Source organism: Pseudomonas sp. GB2N2, from assembly GCF_054897705.1.
This window is the reverse complement of sequence record NZ_CM142701.1, coordinates 4,271,175-4,289,324: the sequence shown is the minus strand read 5'-3', so window position 1 is coordinate 4,289,324 and position 18,150 is coordinate 4,271,175. Positions and strand designations below refer to the sequence as shown.

Here is an 18,150-nt window from a genome sequence, read left to right as displayed (position 1 = left end):
CAGGCGCCTGTGGGTACAGGCGCATTATGCCTAGGCTTGCCCGGCAAGACACTCGCGCAACGCGGTCTGCCAGTCAGGCTGACTGACACCCCATTCGCGGTGCAGGCGCGTGCAATCCAGACGCGAGTTGAGCGGGCGGGCGGCGGGCGTCGGATAGTCGCTGGACGGGATCGGCAGCAGGCTTGCGCAAGGCTTGCCCTGTTCGCGCAGCGCTTCGCCGATGGCCTGGGTGAAACCGAACCATGAGGTTTCACCCTGTGCGGTCAGGTGATAAGTGCCCCAGGCTCCCGCTTGTCCTGCTTGCCAGCGCTTGATCAGAGCGAGGGTGCTGCTGGCGATCGTGCCTGCCCAGGTCGGCGCGCCGATCTGATCGGCGACCACGCGCAGTTCCGGTTTTTCTTGCAACAGGCGTTGCATGGTCAGCAGGAAATTGCGGCCGTGGTTGGAGTAAACCCAACTTGTGCGCAAGATCAGGTGCTGGCCTTGTACCGCCGTGATCGCGTGTTCGCCGGCCAGTTTGCTCTGGCCGTAAACGCCCAGCGGGTTTGGCGTGTCGGCTTCGTTATACGGCGCGGTCTTGCTGCCATCGAACACGTAATCGGTGGAGTAGTGGATCAGCGCAATACCCAGCGCCGAGGCTTCCTCGGCGAAAATACCCGGGGCCTCGGCGTTGACGGCGAAAGCGGCGGCCGCATCGCCCTCAGCCTTGTCCACCGCGGTATACGCCGCAGCGTTGATGATCAGATCCGGACGAACACGCCGCACCTCGCGACGAATCTGCTCCGGTTGGGCCAGGTCCAGTTGATCGCGGCTCAGGACCACCAACTCTCCGAGAGTACCCAGTCGATTCTGCAACTCTGTTGAAACCTGACCCTGACCGCTGATGAGAATTCTCATGGAAACAGATCAATCTCCTGCAAGGTTTTACCCAGTTGGTCTTTGGCCGAAAGCTGGGGTGCTGCATCCAGTTGCCAATCGATGGCGAGCGTCGGATCGTCCCAGCGGATGCAGCGCTCGGCAGTCGGGTTGTAATAGTCCGTGGTCTTGTATAGGAACTCGGCAAAGTCGCTCAGCACCACGAAACCATGGGCAAAACCTTCCGGCACCCACATTTGACGACGGTTGTCTGCGGACAGGCGCACCGAGACCCACTTGCCGAAGTTCTTTGAGCTGCGTCGAACATCGACGGCGACATCAAGTACTTCGCCGGCCGTCACCCGCACCAGTTTTCCCTGGGTGTTTTCCAGTTGGTAGTGAAGACCACGCAGCACGCCTTTCTGCGAGCCGGAATGGTTGTCCTGAACGAACTGCCGCTTCAGACCGGTCGCGTCTTCGAATGCCTTGGCATTGAAGCTTTCGTAGAAAAAGCCGCGCTCGTCGCCGAAGACCTTGGGCTCAAGGATCAACACTTCCGGCAGCGCGGTTTCGATGACCTTCATTGTCCACCCTCAGCCAGTTTGAACAGGTACTGACCATAACCGGTCTTGCCAAAATACTGGGCGCGCTCGATCAAACGCTCGCGACTGATCCAGCCGTTCTGGTAAGCAATCTCTTCGAGGCAGGCGACTTTCAGCCCTTGGCGATGCTCGATGGTCTGCACGTACTGGGATGCTTCGAGCAGGCTGTCGTGAGTGCCGGTATCCAGCCAGGCGAAACCGCGTCCGAAACGCTCGACCTGCAAATCGCCGCGCTTGAGGTAGGCATTGTTGACGTCGGTGATTTCCAGCTCGCCGCGGGGTGAGGGCTTCACGGCTTTGGCGATCTCGATCACGCTGTTGTCATAGAAGTACAGGCCGGTTACTGCATAACTGGATTTTGGGGCTTTCGGTTTTTCTTCGATCGACAGGGCGCGGCCTTGGTCGTCGAAATCAATCACGCCGAAGCGCTCCGGGTCTTTGACCCAGTAACCGAACACGGTGGCGCCAGACGTGCGATCAACTGCATTAGCCAGCTGCTCGCTGAAACGCTGACCATGAAAGATGTTGTCGCCGAGAATCAGGCACACCGGATCTGTGCCAATGAATTGCTCACCGATCAGAAAGGCTTGGGCCAGGCCGTCCGGCGTCGGCTGTTCGGCGTAGCTGAAATGCACACCGAACTGACTGCCGTCACCCAACAGATTGCGGTACTGCGGTAAATCCTGCGGAGTGGAAATCACCAGGATTTCCTTGATGCCAGCCAGCATCAGAACCGAGATCGGGTAGTAGATCATCGGTTTATCGTAGACCGGCAACAGCTGTTTGGACACGCCCAGCGTGATCGGGTGCAGACGCGTGCCCGAACCACCGGCCAGAACAATTCCTTTCATCATGCGATCAACTCCTTGGTATTGATGGCGCCCAGTCGTTCACCCTGATAGCTGCCGTCCTGGACACGGCGGCACCACTCCAGGTTGTCCAGATACCACTGCACAGTTTTGCGCAGGCCGCTTTCGAACGTTTCTTCGGGCACCCAGCCGAGTTCGCGCTCGATCTTGCTGGCATCGATCGCGTAGCGCTGGTCATGGCCAGGACGGTCCTGGACGAAGGTAATCAGGTCGGCAAAATGAGCGACGCCTTCAGGCTTGTTCGGCGCCAGCTCTTCGAGCAGGGCGCAGATGCCGCGCACCACGTCGATATTCTTCTGTTCGTTGTGACCGCCGATGTTGTAGGTCTCGCCGACCACGCCTTCGGTCACCACTTTGAACAAGGCCCGGGCGTGATCCTCGACAAACAGCCAGTCACGAACCTGCAAGCCGTTACCGTAAACCGGCAGCGGTTTGCCGGCCAGGGCGTTGAGAATCACCAGCGGGATCAGTTTTTCGGGAAAGTGGAACGGCCCGTAATTGTTCGAGCAGTTGGTCAGCAGCACGGGCAGGCCGTACGTGCGTTGCCAGGCGCGGACCAAGTGATCGGAAGCGGCTTTGCTGGCGGAATACGGCGAGCTCGGCGCGTAGGGGGTGGTTTCCGTGAACAGGTCATCGACGCCGTGCAGGTCGCCGTACACTTCGTCGGTAGAGATGTGATGGAAGCGGAACGCGCTCTTCTCGGGCTCGGCCAGCGTCTGCCAGTAGGCGCGGGTGGCCTCCAGCAGGCTATAGGTGCCGACGATATTGGTTTGAATGAAATCCGATGGGCCATCGATGGAACGGTCGACGTGGGATTCCGCTGCCAAATGCATGATCGCGTGGGGCTGGAAACGTGCCAGCACCGCACTGACGGCGGCCTGATCAACGATATCGGCCTGAACGAATTCGTAGCGCGTATCACTGGCGATGCTGGTCAGCGATTCCAGATTGCCGGCGTAGGTCAGTTTGTCGAGATTGAGCACTTCGTGTTTGGTGTGCCGAATCAGCTGGCGCACCAGGGCAGAACCAATGAAACCGGCACCGCCGGTGATGAGAATACGCATGTAGGCCAGCCTTTATCTGTAAGACGATTGAAGCACATGAGCATAGCTTGTCGGCAGGCGCGGGGTGGCGCAATAGGGTTGTGACGGCTATTTGGATTTTCACGCATTAACAGGGGGTTGATTATCGAGTGGCGCGGTGGCGATATAAGCGCCTAATAACATTTCAGGGGTTGTTGTATGCCGCTTGCCACGTTGATTCATCGCGCCAGTTTGCCCAGCCCGCAGGTCTCTGCGGCGCAAGCGCTACAGCTGCTCGAGGGGCATTACCGGTTGAGTGGACGCTTACAGGCACTCGGCAGCCAGCAGGATCTCAACTACCGGGTCGACAGCAAGGAAGGACGTTTCGTCCTGAAAATCTGCCGCGGCGACTATTCGGCGCTGGAGCTGCAGGCCCAGCACGCAGGGCTAAAGCACTTGGCCGAGCACTCCGGCATGCCGGTGCCGCGGGTTATTGCCGCGCAGAACGGCGCCGATCTGCTGTCGCTTGAAGTCGCCGGGCAATCGGTTCACGTACGCCTGCTCGAATACATCGAGGGTCAATCGCTCACGCAACTGGACCATTTGCCCTCTGCAGTGGTGGCGGGCTTCGGTCGGCTGTGCGGTGAAATGGACCAGGCATTAGCCGGGTTCAACCATCCCGGTCTCGAGCGCACCCTTCAGTGGGATGCCCGCCACGCCAGCGCCCTGATCGCGCATTTGCTGCCGGTTGTTAAGGATGACGCACAGCGAGCGTTGATCGCCGAAGCAGCCGGACAGGCCGAGGGGCATCTGCGACCTTTAGTGGATAAATTGCCGGTGCAGGCCATTCACATGGACATCACCGATGACAATGTGGTCTGGCAGCGCGATGCACAAAGGCAGTGGCGCCTGCAGGGCGTGATCGATTTTGGCGACCTGATCCGCACCTGGCGCATCACCGACCTGTCGGTGACCTGCGCGGCGTTGCTGCACCATGCCGATGGCGACCCGTTCTACATTTTGCCGGCGGTACAGGCCTATCACGCGGTCAATCCGCTGCAACACGAAGAGCTGCTGGCGCTGTGGCCGCTGATCGTCGCGCGGGCGGCGGTGCTGGTACTCAGCGGCGAACAGCAGGTCAGCATCGATCCGGATAACCAATACAGTCGCGACAATCTGACCCACGAATGGGAAATTTTCCGCGTGGCCACTTCGGTGCCGCTGGCGTTGATGGAAGCGGCGATCCTGAGGTCTGTCGGACAACGCCTGCCAGACTTCGACAGCGAGGGCTTTGCGCCGCTGCTGCCAGGCCTGGTCGGGCGTGAGTTCGCCTTGATTGACCTGAGTGTACTCAGCCCGCATTTCGAGGCGGGTAACTGGGAGCAGGACGGGATCGATCAGCGTCTGTTGAGCGATGCGGCGGCGGCACACGGCTTGGCGGCGAGCCGTTACGGACAATACCGGTTGTCCCGTACGCGCCCCGACAGTGCCAGCGAACCGGACACCTGCCCGCTGCATGTCGAGTTGCGAGTGCCCCATGGCACGGCGGTCGAGTCGCCGTTCGCCGGGGTCGTCCACCAACCATCGCCGGGTGTGCTGCAACTGGACGGCCCGCAATTGAGCGTGCGGTTGTGGGGCGTCACGCCGTCGCTGCACACCGGTGCGGCGCTGGTCAAAGGCCAGGTGCTGGGGGTGGTCAGTGGGCCGTTACGGGTGCAATTGTGCCGCGGTGCTGCGCTGGATGCGCCGTTGTTCAGCACGCCCTCGCGCGCGAAAGCCTGGCAAGCGTTGTGTCCGTCGCCGGCGACACTGCTGGGGCTGGCGTGCGATGCCGAAGTGGAGCTTGATTCGCAGACCTTGCTGGCGCGTCGCGACGCAAGTTTCGCTCGGACCCAGAAACACTATTACGTCGATCCACCGCGTATTGAACGTGGCTGGCGCAACCACCTGATCGACATGCAGGGCCGCTCCTATCTCGACATGCTCAACAACGTCGCGGTGCTTGGCCACGGGCATCCGCGCATGGCCGCGGTGGCCAGCCGTCAGTGGTCGCTGCTCAATACCAACTCGCGGTTCAACTACGCGGCGGTTGCGGAGTTTTCCGAGCGTCTTTTGAAGTTGTCGCCCGATGGCATGGACCGGGTATTCCTGGTCAACAGCGGCAGCGAAGCCAACGACCTGGCGATCCGTCTGGCGTGGGCCTACAGCGGCGGTCGCGACATCGTCAGCGTGCTGGAGGCCTATCACGGCTGGACGGTGGGCGCGGACGCGGTATCGACCTCGATTGCCGACAACCCGAAGGCCCTGAGCAGCCGTCCCGACTGGGTTCATCCGGTGCTCGCGCCGAACACCTATCGCGGCGAATTCCGTGGCCCGGACAGCGCGGCGGACTATGTGCGCAGCGTCGAACACAACCTGGTGAAAATCGCCGCGCAAGGGCGCCCGCTGGCAGGTTTTATCTGCGAACCGGTGTACGGCAACGCCGGCGGCATCTCGCTGCCGCCGGGGTATTTAAAGCAGGTTTACGGCTTGGTTCGCGCTCAGGGCGGCGTGTGCATCGCCGACGAAGTGCAGGTCGGCTACGGCCGCATGGGCCGTTTCTTCTGGGGTTTCGAAGAGCAGGGCGTGGTGCCGGACATCATCACCATGGCCAAAGGCATGGGCAACGGCCAACCATTGGGCGCAGTGATCACTCGCCGGGAAATCGCCGAAGCGCTGGAGGCCGAGGGTTATTTCTTCTCGTCGGCGGGTGGCAGCCCGGTCAGTTGCCAGATCGGGATGGCGGTTCTGGATGTGATGGAAGAAGAAAAACTCTGGGAAAACGCTCAGGTCGTGGGCGGCTATTTCAAGGAGCGGCTGGAAGCGTTGATCGACAGTCATCCGCTGGTGGGGGCGGTGCACGGTTCCGGGTTTTACCTGGGCGTGGAATTGATACGCGACCGTGAAACCCTGGAACCGGCGACCGAAGAAACCACCGCATTGTGTGATCGTTTGCGGGAGTTGGGGATTTTCATGCAACCGACGGGGGATTATTTGAACGTGCTCAAAATCAAACCGCCGATGGTGACGTCCCGGGAGAGTGTGGATTTTTTTGTCGACATGTTGGCGAAGGTGTTGGAGGAGGGTCTGTAAACACATAACCCCCTGCAGGAGCCGGCTTGAAGGCGATAGCGGCAGGTCAGTCGACGTAAATGTTGAATGATAAGACGTCATTGCTTGCAAGCCAGCTTCTACAGGGGGATTGGTATAATCGATTATTATCTGGATTAAGCGGCATATATTTCGACGAAAGGCAGATTAGTTACTTTTAAAGTCGATTTTTATCGGCTATAAAGTTGTCGTTGCCGTGAGCGCTTCATTACGCCCGGCGCTTTCCTTTCTGTCATCGGTCGATGCCAAACTCGACCCACAGCACTTGCCCGGAGATGATTCATGAGCCGCACCGTTACCGTCGCCGCCACCCAGATGGCCTGTTCCTGGGACCTCGAAGCCAACCTCGAAACCGCTGAAAGGCTGGTCCGCGAGGCGGCGGCGAAAGGCGCGCAGATCATCCTGATCCAGGAACTGTTCGAGGCGCCGTACTTCTGCCAGAAGCCAAACGCGGAGTATCTTCAACTGGCCAACACAGTCGAAGACAACGTCGCCATCAAGCACTTCCAGAAAATCGCCAAGGAGCTGCAGGTGGTGCTGCCGATCAGCTTCTACGAGCTGGCTGGTCGCGCGCGTTTCAACAGCATCGCGATCATCGATGCCGACGGCTCGAACCTCGGGATTTATCGTAAAAGCCACATCCCGGATGGCCCTGGCTATCACGAAAAGTACTACTTCAACCCGGGCGATACCGGCTTCAAGGTGTGGAACACCCGTTACGCGAAAATCGGCGTGGGCATCTGCTGGGATCAGTGGTTCCCGGAGTGCGCGCGGAGCATGGTGCTGTTGGGCGCAGAAATCCTGTTTTACCCGACCGCCATCGGCAGCGAACCGCATGACAACACCCTCTCGTCCCGTGACCACTGGCAGCGTGTGCAGCAGGGCCATGCTGGTGCCAACCTGATGCCGCTGATCGCCAGCAACCGCATCGGCAACGAACAACAAGACGGGTACGACATCACCTTCTACGGCTCGTCGTTCATCGCCAACCAGTTCGGTGAAAAGGTCCAGGAACTCGATAAAACCGAAGAAGGCGTACTGGTCCAGAGCTTCGATCTTGATGAGCTGGAACACATTCGCAGCGCGTGGGGCTCGTTCCGCGATCGCCGCCCGAACCTATACAATGCGCTCAAAACCCTCGACGGTTCCCTGGAGTCCTGACTGCAATGACCACTTTAAACAGCACCCCGCGCGCCGACGGCTTCTACATGCCCGCCGAGTGGGCGGCGCAAACCCAGACGTGGATGATCTGGCCCGAACGCCCGGACAACTGGCGCCTGGGCGGCAAACCGGCACAAGCCGCGCACGTGGCAGTGGCCAAGGCCATCGCCCGTTTCGAACCGGTGACCGTGGCGGTGTCCGCCGGCCAGTACGAAAACGCTCGCGCCCGTCTCGATGTGCCGAATATTCGCGTCGTGGAAATGTCCAGCGATGACGCCTGGGTTCGTGACACCGGCCCGACCTTCGTCATCAATAACAGTGGCGAAGTCCGTGGTGTGAACTGGGACTTCAATGCCTGGGGCGGGTTTGACGGAGGCCTGTATTCGCCGTGGAACCGTGATTCGCAGGTCGGCGGCAAGATCCTCGAAATCGAGCGCAGCCAACGCTACCGCACGGAGGGCTTCGTGCTTGAGGGCGGTTCGATTCACGTCGACGGCGAAGGCACGTTGATCACCACTGAAGAGTGCCTGCTCAACCGCAATCGCAATCCGCACCTGAACCGTGCAGACATCGAAGCGGTGCTGAGTGCAAATCTGGCTGTGGATAAAATCATCTGGCTGCCCGACGGCTTGTTCAACGACGAAACCGACGGTCATGTGGATAACTTCTGCTGCTACGTGCGCCCGGGTGAAGTGCTGTTGGCCTGGACCGACGACCCGCAAAACCCGAACTACCCGCGTTGCCAGGCGGCCATGAAAGTACTGGAAAGCAGCACCGACGCCAAAGGGCGCTCTTTCACGGTGCACAAGATGCCGATTCCGGGGCCGCTTTACGCGACCGAAGAAGAGTGCGCCGGTGTTGATCCGGTGGATGGGACGCAAGAGCGAAATCCGACTGTGCGCCTAGCAGGCTCCTACGTGAATTTCCTGATCGTCAACGGTGGCATCATCGCGCCGAGCTTCGGCGATCCGCTGGATGGCCCGGCCAAGGAAATTTTGCAGAGCCTGTTCCCGCAACATGAAGTGGTCATGGTGCCGGGCCGCGAACTGTTACTGGGTGGCGGCAACATCCACTGCCTTACCCAACAACAGCCTGCGCCGCACAAAGAGTGAGTGCGGTTGTAACAGCATGAGTTGATTGCAAAATCACTCGGGCAAACGTTTTCCCCGCAACCTATGCATGAAGCCCGTAGCCCCTCAGGGCTGCGGGCGTTTTTGTATCCGCTTGTCGAGTGTTCGAACACATTGGCACAGCTCTTGTATCACTCGAGAGGTTATGCAAGGAGGGGGAGGACTTCGATGTTCTGTCATAAACCTTGGATAAGTTAGCCGCTCACAAACCGGGAGAGAGCGCGGAAATGAACGCCGAAATGAACGTAGTGAGCGAGCGGGCATTGCATCCCTTGGCAGTAAACAGCGAATCGCTCCATGTTTTGGCGCACTGGTTGAAATCCAATGGAACGCGTCAGGTCAGAGAACCTGACCCGCGCCGGATGATGATCGAGCGCTACCCCGCTGGTTTGTTCAGCGAAGCGGAACTGGATGCGTTGCGGGATGTGATGAAAGGATAAGAAGAAAAAACAACGGATTGATAAAAGCGCTGCCGGGATGGCGGCGCTTTTTTATGGGCGATGGTTTTACCTGGATGTACGCGGCTCCCAGCGCTTGGAAAAATTTTGTCTATCTTCAGTCGATTCATGAAATTGACACAGGGTTCTGGGCGCGACTAGGATTCGCCCCAACGCCTGTGGCTAACCGCCATGACTCAAAATAATAAGAAGGCCCGCCGCGATTTTTCGTGGGCGGGCCTTTTTGTTTCGGGGTGAAAAAAGAGCGCAATAGCGCCGATTCAGCCGTTCGACGCAGTGCGTATCAACCGGTAATAAGGAAAAGAATAAAATGTTGAACAAGCGAATCAGCCTGATCGCTCTGGGGATGTTGAGCGCTACACAGGCCATGGCAAACGACCAGGCCGAATCCAAGGGTTTTGTTGAAGACAGCAGCCTCAAAGTGCTGCTGCGCAACGCTTACATCAATCGTGACTACAAAGACGGTCGACCGGACAAAGCCGAGTGGGGCCAAGCGGCCATCGGTACGTTCTCGTCCGGCTTCACCCAAGGCACCGTGGGTGTGGGTGTGGACGCTTTCGGTCTGTACGCGCTGCGTCTGGACGGCGGCAAAGGTCGCACCGGCGCACAAGGCATCGACTTCTTCAAAAAGGGCGACAGCGGCAACGCGGCTGACGACCTGTCGAAGGGCGGTGCAGCGGTCAAATTCCGTCTCTCCAGCACCACGTTGACCTACGGCGACCAGATGCCGTCCCTGCCGGTGCTGAGCTACGACAACGTGCGCCTGCTGCCGGAAAGCTACACCGGCACCCTGATCACATCAAAGGAAATCAAAGGCCTGGAACTGAACGCCGGTCGCTTCACCGCCGAATCGCGCAAAAGCGCCGAAGGCCGTGACAGTGGTGGCTTGAAGTCGATCAACGTGTTGGGCGGTAGCTACCAGTTCACCGAGCAATTCAAGGCGGCGGTATACGCCTCCGACGTTGAAGATGTGTTGAAGAAGCAATACGTGAACGCCAACTACGTGTTCCCGATTGACAAGGATCAGTCCCTGACCCTCGATTTCAACGGCTACCGCACCAAACTGGACAACTCCTACGTCCGTGATAGCGGCGCTACCGGCGACGACAACAAGATCTGGAGCTTGGCAGCGACCTTCGCCACCGGCCCACACTCGTTCACCGTCGCTCACCAGCGCAGCACCGGCGACAGCAATCTGGGCTACGCCTACGGCGGCTACCAGAAAGATCAAGGTCGCGTCGGCGACGGTGGCAACAGTATCTACTTGGCGAACTCCTACTGGTCCGACTTCAACGCAGAAGACGAACGCAGCTGGCAGGTCGGCTACGGTCTGGACTTCAGCACCTTCGGCGTCCCGGGCCTGAGCTACAACGTGGCTTACGTGCGCGGCGACAACATCACCACCTCCACCAGCGAAGGCGGTACCGAGCGCGAAATCTTCAACCAGTTCAAGTACGTCGTACAAAGTGGCCCGGCCAAAGACCTCAGCGTGAAACTGCGCAGCTCGATCCTGCGCGTGGCGCAGAAGTCGAGCGAGTACAACGTCAGCGGTAACGAAGTGCGCGTGTTTGTGGATTACCCGATCAACATTTTCTGATGATGGGTTGCGGTATCGATGCCTGATTCAAGGCTGAGACACTGAGAAAAGAGAAGCCCCGACTGGTTCGGGGCTTTTTTGTGGACGGTGTCTCGTCCTTAAAATCGCCATCGCCGGCAAGGGGGTCTCCTACGGTTTTACGCTCATGTCGTCAAAACCCTATTTAGGTAACACGTATTGCCAATATGTCGTCCGCGGCGACATGTTCCCAAGACGTGTCGCAAAAAATGAAAAATTGCGACACGTTATTCCGTCATGTCTACGCGTTTCGTTGACGTGGAAGAAGAAGTGCCTGAGGCCGAACGTTTCAGTTCTTTGGAGTAGATCATTACACCACGTAACTAATGATGTTCCCGTCCCCACCTTTATCCCCCCTTCGCAAACTCCTACATTGAACTCCACCACCTGGCCATCATCCCGATGAGCAGGTCACTGGAGATCTTCCTCATGCCTTTCGTCAGCGTACGCATTACCCGCGATGGCGTTACCTCCGAGCAGAAAGCTCAGGTGATCGCCGAAATCACTGAAACACTGGAACGCGTCCTCAAAAAGGACCCGCACCTGACCCACATCGTCATCGAAGAAGTCGACACCGATAACTGGGGTTACGCCGGCATCACCACCACCCAGTACCGCAAGGAGCTGGCTGAAAAGGAGGGCAAGTCGTGACGGCATCGGTCTCCATCGATTTCATCTCCGACGTGGTGTGCCCGTGGTGTGCACTGGGTCCACCGCGCTGGAGCAGGCAATCGAGAACGTGGCCGGTGAAGTCTCGGTGGAGCTGACCTACAAGCCATTCGAGTTGAACCCGAACATGCCGCCTGAAGGCGAGAACGCCGTCGAGCATTTGATGCGCAAATACGGACGCACCGCCGAGGACATCGCGGCCGGTAAAGCCATGCAGATCGCTCGCGGCGAGGCCATCGGTTTCACCTTCGATCTGGAGAAGCGCAGCCATTTCTACAACACCTTTGATGCGCATCGACTGATGTTGTGGGCATTGCACGAAGGTCGGCAGGTGGCACTGAAAAAGATCCTGCTACGCGCTTATTTCACCGACGGCCAGAACCCCAGTGACCGCGAGACGTTGGTTCGACTGGCCACCGAAGCAGGATTGAATGCAGCGGCGGCTCGAGAGGTGTTGGCCTCCGACGCGTTCGCCGAGGAAGTGCGTGAGCTGGAAGCGTTTTATCAACAGCGCGGCATCAATTCGGTACCGGCCATGATCCTCAACGGTCGACACCTGGTCTCCGGTTCGCAATCGGTCGAGTACTACGAAGAGATGTTGCGACAAATGTCGAAGGCCCCTGCCGAAGCCTGATTATTTACTTTTTTAAACCATCATTTATGAGTAGAGGTTCATCATGAGCAATTCGAAAAAAGTCATCGTTATCACGGGCGCCTCTCAAGGTCTGGGCGCCGGCATGGTTAAAGCCTTCCGCGATCTGGACTACAAAGTTGTCGCCACATCGCGTTCGATCAAACCCTCCACCGATCCGGACATCCTCACCGTGGCCGGCGACATCGGTAACCCGGAAGTCGCTCAACAAGTCATCCGTGAAACCCTCGAACGTTTCGGCCGCATCGACACCCTGGTGAACAACGCCGGCATCTTCATCGCCAAACCGTTCACCGAGTACACCGCTGAAGACTACGCCAATGTGCTGTCGGTGAACGTGAACGGCTTCTTCTACATCACCCAACTCGCCATCGCCGAGATGGAAAAACAAGGCAAAGGTCACGTCGTCAACATCACCACCAGCCTGGTCGACCACGCGATTGACGGCGTGCCGTCGGTACTCGCCTCGCTGACCAAAGGCGGTTTAAACGCGGCGACCAAATCGTTGGCCATCGAATACGCCAAGCGCGGGATTCGGGTGAATGCGGTTTCTCCCGGCATTATCAAAACGCCAATGCATGGAGAGGAAACTCATGCGGCGCTGGGCTCTCTGCATCCAGTTGGGCACATGGGGGAAATCAGCGACATCGCTCAGGCGGTCGTTTACCTCGACAGCGCCAACTTCGTTACTGGCGAAATCCTGCACGTCGATGGTGGGCAGAGCGCGGGTCACTGAGACCGGTTTTTCCAAACAGCGGAAACAACAAAGCCCTCACATTTCTGTGAGGGCTTCGTTTTGTATGGTGCCGGCACCAGGAGTCGAACCCGGGACCTACTGATTACAAGTCAGTTGCTCTACCAACTGAGCTATACCGGCGTGTTAGGGCGACGATTATAGCGATTGGATAGCTTCTGTAAACCCCTGAATTCAGACTATTTTTGCGCACGCTTCAAGCCAGCCCCGCAGACGCATCTGCGGCGCTGGAAAGCGACGCATCACACGCCGTTTTTAACCGCGTTGATCAGGTCCTGACTCAGCACCTGCGCGGGCGCCACTTGCACGCTTTGCGTGTAGAACGGCGGCAGGTTCTGGGCCAGTTCCGACAATGCTTGCGCGGTGGTATTGCCCGGCAGCAGCACGTATTGCAGGTTGGACGGATAGCTCTGCGGCACGGGGCCTTCCATGGTCGAACCGTAGGCGCCGAAGGTCATTACGGCCTGGGGCGTCGTCGGGTCGGGGGCGTAGAGGAAGACGAAAGTACCGTACTTCGGATGCGTCAGGTATTGACCGGCTTCGGCGCGTACAGCCGGGTCGGGGTCGTTCATCAGGGTCCAGCGCATGACCGCGTAGTTGCGGGTGGTTTCCATGAACGCTGTACGAATCGGCGACTGGTTCTCGACGCCTCCCAGGCATACCAGCAGGTTGCCGAACGGATCGATTAGCGCCACTGAATTGAACACCGGGCTTTGCTGTGCTGTTTGCAGCAGCGGCGGGGCGAGTTCGGCGCCGGGATCGCGCGGGTTGGTCGATTGTACGGTCAGCGCGAACGGGCTGAGCGCCGTCAGGGCCTGGCGCACTTTGCTATTGGCCGGCAGGGTCGCCGGGTTTTTCAGTTGATCCGGTGGCAGGCCGCTGTTGTTGCTGGCGTTGCGCACCGTGTTGACGCTGGCGGAGAAGATTGAGCTGCACAGGAAGTAGGCCGCCGAATCGATAGTCTGCCCGCCGAACACCGGGCTGGTCGAACCTTGATAGGCTCGGCTGACCGGGGCCGCGATTGCGTAGTAAGCCCAAGTGTTCTGCGCCTGCTGGCGGATTTGCGGTGGCAGCGACGCAAAGGTGAACTGGCTGTTGTAGTTGATGCCGGCGTAGTCATCGATCGCACTGACGGCGACGTTGAATCCCGCAGTCAACAGCGAACCGGCGCACATGGCGCACGGGTCCAGTGTGGTGACGATGGTTAGTTGGTAAGGCGCTGGCAGATTCAGTGGTGCGACATTTTCGTAGTACCAGTCCACCAGTTGTCGTTCGCCGTGGGCGGTCGGGTCATGGGGGAGAAAGCAGGTTGTACCGCTGCCGGGAAAAGGCATCAGCACATTGTTGTGCAGTGCGGCGATGACTTCGCCCGTTGCGTTGTCGATGATGGCGCCGCCCACTGCGAAGGTCTGCTGCAGCGCAGCGTAAATGGCTTGGTTGGCGACGGTGTCGACGGCTTCCTGCGCACTGTTCAATGTGCTCATGTTATGCAGCTCCTTGCTGTCCCTGACATCAGAAAATTCTGACGCTTGGCAAAGATAGTCGAGGATTTCCAGGTCGTTTATGTTCTTTTGGCTTAACGCTTATGCACAACGGCGAGCTGGGATACTTACCGCCACTAGTGCAAATGTGGATCAGTTCTCATTTGTCCGCAAATGCCTGTTTTTTCCGTTTTTTTTACAGGTGTACGAAAATTGAACAGTTGAGTTTCAACCCTGAAACAGCCGCAGATATTGGATCCAGGATAATTTAATCAACAGAGTTATCCACAGGCTGAGCCCCTTTAAGTGCGCTCCGCCAGCAGTAAGAAATTACGCGGTGTCATTGGGGTTTCGCAGAAGGTTCCGAGGCGAACTTCGTAGCCTTGCTCAACAAGGAAAAGCGCCCGATCGAGGGTCAGCCAAAGCTCCAGCGGGCGTCGGAAAAGTCCGCGCAGCAACTCCAGATTGCGAACCTCTGTCAATCGCTGCCAACCGGCCGCTTCGAGCGCCGGCCAGTCTTGCGGACCGATTGTGGATAACTCTTTGAGTGCGGCCAAATCATTGCAGTAATCCGCGAAGGATTTGTCCAGCCATGCGCTCGGCAGAGAAGGCGTGGGCAGGTATTCATCAACACCGCGCAGCTGCCGTTGCAGCAGGTCGAATGCCAGGCGTCGAGCCATTGATGTGTCGCGCTGGCGTCGGACGCGAGCGCCGGCAGTAACCGTTTCGCTCGCGGGCAGCGCAAGATCATCGAGATTCAGTTGTAGGTCGGAGCGAGCAGCCATTGAGGAAACCGGCTGATATTCGCTCAGACTGATCCGGTTATAGCAACACGGTGCAACAGCCAGTTGTCTGCACCCGGCGGCGCTGGCGAGTTGCATCAGCCGCACATGCAGATCGCCACAGGCATGCAGCGCGACGGGCGTGTGGTCGGCGTTCAACAAAGAGGCCGCGCCAGGCGCCAGCACATCCTGCTCGACATGCAGTGCATGCAACTGATGGCGCTGGCTGAGTGCCTGTCCGCTAACGACCAGCGCGGGATCGTGTTCAAGGCACGTGAGCTGCTGACCAGCGTGCAACAACCGTCGCCCCAGATGGCCTTTACCTGAACACCAATCCAGCCAATGCTTCGGCGCATCAGCAAACGACAACCGACTGGCAAACGCCTCGATCTGCTGCCACTTGCGCCCCGGTACATCGACATTCAAGCGATGCCCGGCGGTGTCCATTGTGTGAGCGGGTAGTTCGCCGACCGAGCCCAGCTCGAGGGATAACGCCGCCAGCGAAGCAAACGGCTCCGGCGCATCCAGCAGGTGAGGTTGGTTATGACTGTTTTCTGCGTCTTCCAGCGACCTTCCGCGTAGCCACGAAGCCAACTCGGAGTAGGAAGTTTCCCAGGGAAGTTCCAGACAGGTGAAGGGTCGCGGTTTCCACAGCGCCTGATGCTCGATCAAAAAAGCATCCAGCGCCACGAACCGGGCGAGCAGGTCCCCGCCCGTCAGCACGCGGGAATCAGCGACCCTGGCAGGCATCGACGCGCAACCAGCGCTCCAGCAGCTTGAAGCCGCTGACCAGCACGTAAGCCATCAGCAGGTAGAACATGCCAGCCGCAAAGAAGATCTCCACCGGTAAATAGGTCCGGGCAATGATGGTGCGCGCCATGCCGGTCAATTCCAGCAATGTCACGGTACTGGCCAGGGCGCTGGCCTTGAGCATCAGGATCACTTCGTTGCTGTACGCCGGCAGGCCGATGCGCGCCGCTCGCGGCAAGATGATATAGAACAGCGCTTTCGGCCGGGACATGCCCAAGGCACGCGCCGCCTCGATCTCGCCCGGTGGAATCGCCTGAATCGCGCCACGCAGGATTTCGGCGATGTAGGCCGCCGTGTGCAAGGTCATGGTCGCGGTCGCGCACCAGAACGGATCGCGCAGGTACGGCCACATCGAGCTGGTACGCACTGCGTCGAACTGCGCGAGGCCGTAGTAGACCAGGAACAGCTGAACCAGTAACGGCGTGCCACGGAAAAAGAAGATGTAGCCGTAGGGAAAAGCCCGCACCCACCACAGACGTGATGAACGCGCGATGCCCAGCGGGATGGCCAGTAACAGACCCGCAATCACGGCGATGGCCACCAGTTCCAGGGTCAGCGTCGCGCCTTGGGCCAGTCTCGGCAGCCATTTAATGATGACTTCCCAGTTCATTGGGTACTCCTCGCGAAGCCGCGAGCGGCGCGTTTTTCCATGAAGTGCATGCCGGTCATCGCCAGAATGGTCAGGCCCAGGTACATGAACGCCGCCACCATATAGAAGGTGAATGGCTGTTTGGACACTGTCACGCCGATTTGCGCGTGACGCATGATTTCTTCCAGGCCGATCACCGACACCAGCGCCGTGTCCTTCATCAGGATCATGAACAGGTTGCCCAGGCCAGGCAGGGCGATGCGCCACATCTGCGGCATGATCAGCCGGGTAAAGATGCGAAATTTCGACAAGCCCAGCGCCACACCCGCCTCTCGGTGACCTTTGGGGATCGCCAGAATCGCACCGCGGAATACTTCCGTGGCGTAAGCGCCGAAGCACAGCCCCAGCGCAATCACGCCGGCGGCAAAGGCATTGAGCTCGAGGTCGGGGTTGCCGAAAAATTCGCCCAAGGCACGCATCAAGTTGACCGTGCCGAAGTAGATCAACAGCACCCAGAGCAATTCCGGGATGCCACGAACCAGCGTCGAATAGGTGCCGCCAAGCCATTGCAACGGCTTGTACGGGGACGTCTTGGCCAAGGCGCCGAGCAAACCGAGCACCAGCCCGAGACACAGGGCCGAGAGTGCCAGTTTCACAGTCATCAGCGCGCCGGCAGCGAGCGCCGGGCCGAATCCGTAGAGGTCGATAATCATGAATGTATTTTCAAATCGCGGCAGGCAAGGCCGGGGACCGGCGCCGTCGTTAAACGACACCGGTCCGGCAGGTCAGAATCAATAGATGCTGAACGGGAAGTACTTGTCGTTGATCTTTTTGTAGGTGCCGTCAGCAACGATTTCTTTGAGTGCGACGTTCAGCTTCTCGCGTATCGGGTCGCCTTTACGCACGGCGATACCGATCTTGTCGCTTTCTTCCACCGGGTCGCCTTTGAATTCGTAAGGCTTGCCGGCATCGCTTTTCAGCCACTCGTAGTTGACGTATTTGTCCGCGAGGATGCCGTCCAGGCGACCGGAAGTCAGGTCGAGATAAGCGTTTTCCTGGGTGTCGTAGAGTTTGGTTTCAACGCCGGGCATGTTGTCTTCAAGCCAGGTGCCGGCCAATGTCGCGCGTTGGGCGCCGATCACTTTGCCTTGCAGCGAGTCTTTGTCGGTCTTGAAGTCAGCGTCTTTCTTGGCGATGAACTGCAGCTTGTTCGAGTAGTACGGGTCGGTGAAATCGACCGCTTGCTTGCGCTCCTCGGTGATCGACATCGACGAGATCAGGAAGTCGAACTTCTTGGCGGTCAGGGCCGGGATGATGCCGTCCCAGTCGGACGTGACCACGGTGCACTCGACTTTCATCTTGGCGCACAGGGCGTCGCCGATTTCCTTGTCGAAGCCGACGACATTGCCACTGGCATCTTTGTTGTTGAACGGCGGGTAGGCCGCTTCGATGCCCATCTTCAAGGTTTCGGCCATGGCACCGGCGCTGAACGCCAGGGAGACGGCGGCAGCCAGGAAGACCTTTTTGTAGTTCTGCATGCGGGTAGCTCCG

At 58.8% G+C, this 18,150-nt stretch carries 16 protein-coding genes, 1 tRNA gene and 1 pseudogene; 8 read left to right on the top strand and 10 right to left on the bottom strand.

What is annotated here, in order from left to right; all coding sequences use genetic code 11:
- Positions 1–30: 30 nt before the first annotated feature.
- From rfbD to rfbB, 4 genes are read right to left on the bottom strand one after another with little or no spacing between them, the layout of a single operon-like run.
- Complete coding sequence (gene rfbD, locus ACYZT4_RS19745) at positions 31–897, bottom strand: dTDP-4-dehydrorhamnose reductase (RefSeq protein WP_461982463.1); 867 nt, start codon at positions 895–897, stop codon at positions 31–33.
- Entirely contained in the window at positions 894–1,439 is a 546-nt protein-coding gene (gene rfbC, locus ACYZT4_RS19740) for a dTDP-4-dehydrorhamnose 3,5-epimerase (RefSeq protein ID WP_461982461.1), read from the bottom strand. Before rfbC ends, rfbD begins: the two co-directional genes overlap by 4 nt.
- Complete coding sequence (gene rfbA / locus ACYZT4_RS19735; RefSeq protein ID WP_461982459.1) at positions 1,436–2,311, bottom strand: glucose-1-phosphate thymidylyltransferase RfbA; 876 nt, start codon at positions 2,309–2,311, stop codon at positions 1,436–1,438. Before rfbA ends, rfbC begins: the two co-directional genes overlap by 4 nt.
- On the bottom strand, positions 2,308–3,390 hold the full coding sequence (gene rfbB / locus ACYZT4_RS19730; protein ID WP_461982457.1) for a dTDP-glucose 4,6-dehydratase: 1,083 nt from the start codon (positions 3,388–3,390) through the stop codon (positions 2,308–2,310). Before rfbB ends, rfbA begins: the two co-directional genes overlap by 4 nt.
- Positions 3,391–3,567: 177 nt before the next feature.
- Here rfbB and ACYZT4_RS19725 point away from each other — a divergent pair, with 177 nt between their 5' ends.
- From ACYZT4_RS19725 to ACYZT4_RS19690, 8 genes and pseudogenes are all read left to right on the top strand, one after another.
- On the top strand, positions 3,568–6,480 hold the full coding sequence (locus ACYZT4_RS19725) for an aminotransferase (RefSeq protein ID WP_461982455.1): 2,913 nt from the start codon (positions 3,568–3,570) through the stop codon (positions 6,478–6,480).
- Between the two features lie 300 nt (positions 6,481–6,780).
- Positions 6,781–7,659, top strand: coding sequence for an N-carbamoylputrescine amidase (gene aguB, locus ACYZT4_RS19720; RefSeq protein ID WP_461982453.1), 879 nt, complete (start codon positions 6,781–6,783; stop codon positions 7,657–7,659).
- 5 nt (positions 7,660–7,664) lie between these two features.
- Positions 7,665–8,771 (top strand): agmatine deiminase, encoded by a 1,107-nt coding sequence (aguA, locus tag ACYZT4_RS19715; RefSeq protein ID WP_461982451.1) that lies wholly within the window; start codon positions 7,665–7,667, stop codon positions 8,769–8,771.
- Between the two features lie 245 nt (positions 8,772–9,016).
- The gene (locus ACYZT4_RS19710) at positions 9,017–9,229 is read left to right on the top strand and encodes a hypothetical protein (protein ID WP_461982449.1); all 213 of its coding nucleotides are present in this window, start codon (positions 9,017–9,019) and stop codon (positions 9,227–9,229) included.
- Positions 9,230–9,557: 328 nt separating this feature from the next.
- Positions 9,558–10,844: an OprD family porin gene (locus ACYZT4_RS19705; protein WP_461982447.1), complete on the top strand. Its 1,287-nt coding sequence runs from the start codon at positions 9,558–9,560 to the stop codon at positions 10,842–10,844.
- Between the two features lie 447 nt (positions 10,845–11,291).
- Positions 11,292–11,513 (top strand): tautomerase family protein, encoded by a 222-nt coding sequence (locus ACYZT4_RS19700; protein ID WP_461982445.1) that lies wholly within the window; start codon positions 11,292–11,294, stop codon positions 11,511–11,513.
- A pseudogene (locus tag ACYZT4_RS19695) lies at positions 11,510–12,165 on the top strand (DsbA family oxidoreductase). The gene ACYZT4_RS19700 and the pseudogene ACYZT4_RS19695 overlap by 4 nt, the downstream one beginning before the upstream one ends.
- 43 nt (positions 12,166–12,208) lie before the next feature.
- Positions 12,209–12,919 (top strand): SDR family NAD(P)-dependent oxidoreductase, encoded by a 711-nt coding sequence (locus ACYZT4_RS19690; protein ID WP_461982443.1) that lies wholly within the window; start codon positions 12,209–12,211, stop codon positions 12,917–12,919.
- Positions 12,920–12,984: 65 nt separating this feature from the next.
- On the opposite strand, the gene ACYZT4_RS19685 is transcribed toward ACYZT4_RS19690, so the two are convergent.
- The 6 genes from ACYZT4_RS19685 to ACYZT4_RS19660 form a co-directional block, all read right to left on the bottom strand.
- A tRNA-Thr gene (locus ACYZT4_RS19685) sits at positions 12,985–13,060 on the bottom strand.
- Between the two features lie 119 nt (positions 13,061–13,179).
- On the bottom strand, positions 13,180–14,421 hold the full coding sequence (locus ACYZT4_RS19680; protein WP_461982441.1) for a nucleoside deaminase: 1,242 nt from the start codon (positions 14,419–14,421) through the stop codon (positions 13,180–13,182).
- A gap of 299 nt (positions 14,422–14,720) precedes the next feature.
- Entirely contained in the window at positions 14,721–15,950 is a 1,230-nt protein-coding gene (locus tag ACYZT4_RS19675; RefSeq protein WP_461982439.1) for a methyltransferase, read from the bottom strand.
- Positions 15,931–16,620 carry an ABC transporter permease gene (locus ACYZT4_RS19670; protein ID WP_461982437.1) on the bottom strand — a complete coding sequence of 230 codons (690 nt, stop codon included), beginning with the start codon at positions 16,618–16,620 and terminating at the stop codon, positions 15,931–15,933. The genes ACYZT4_RS19675 and ACYZT4_RS19670 overlap by 20 nt, the downstream gene beginning before the upstream one ends.
- Positions 16,617–17,312, bottom strand: a complete 696-nt coding sequence (locus tag ACYZT4_RS19665) for an ABC transporter permease (protein ID WP_017336014.1) — start codon at positions 17,310–17,312, stop codon at positions 16,617–16,619. The genes ACYZT4_RS19670 and ACYZT4_RS19665 overlap by 4 nt, the downstream gene beginning before the upstream one ends.
- 78 nt (positions 17,313–17,390) lie before the next feature.
- On the bottom strand, positions 17,391–18,137 hold the full coding sequence (locus ACYZT4_RS19660; RefSeq protein WP_461982435.1) for an ABC transporter substrate-binding protein: 747 nt from the start codon (positions 18,135–18,137) through the stop codon (positions 17,391–17,393).
- Between the last annotated feature and the right edge of the window lie 13 nt (positions 18,138–18,150).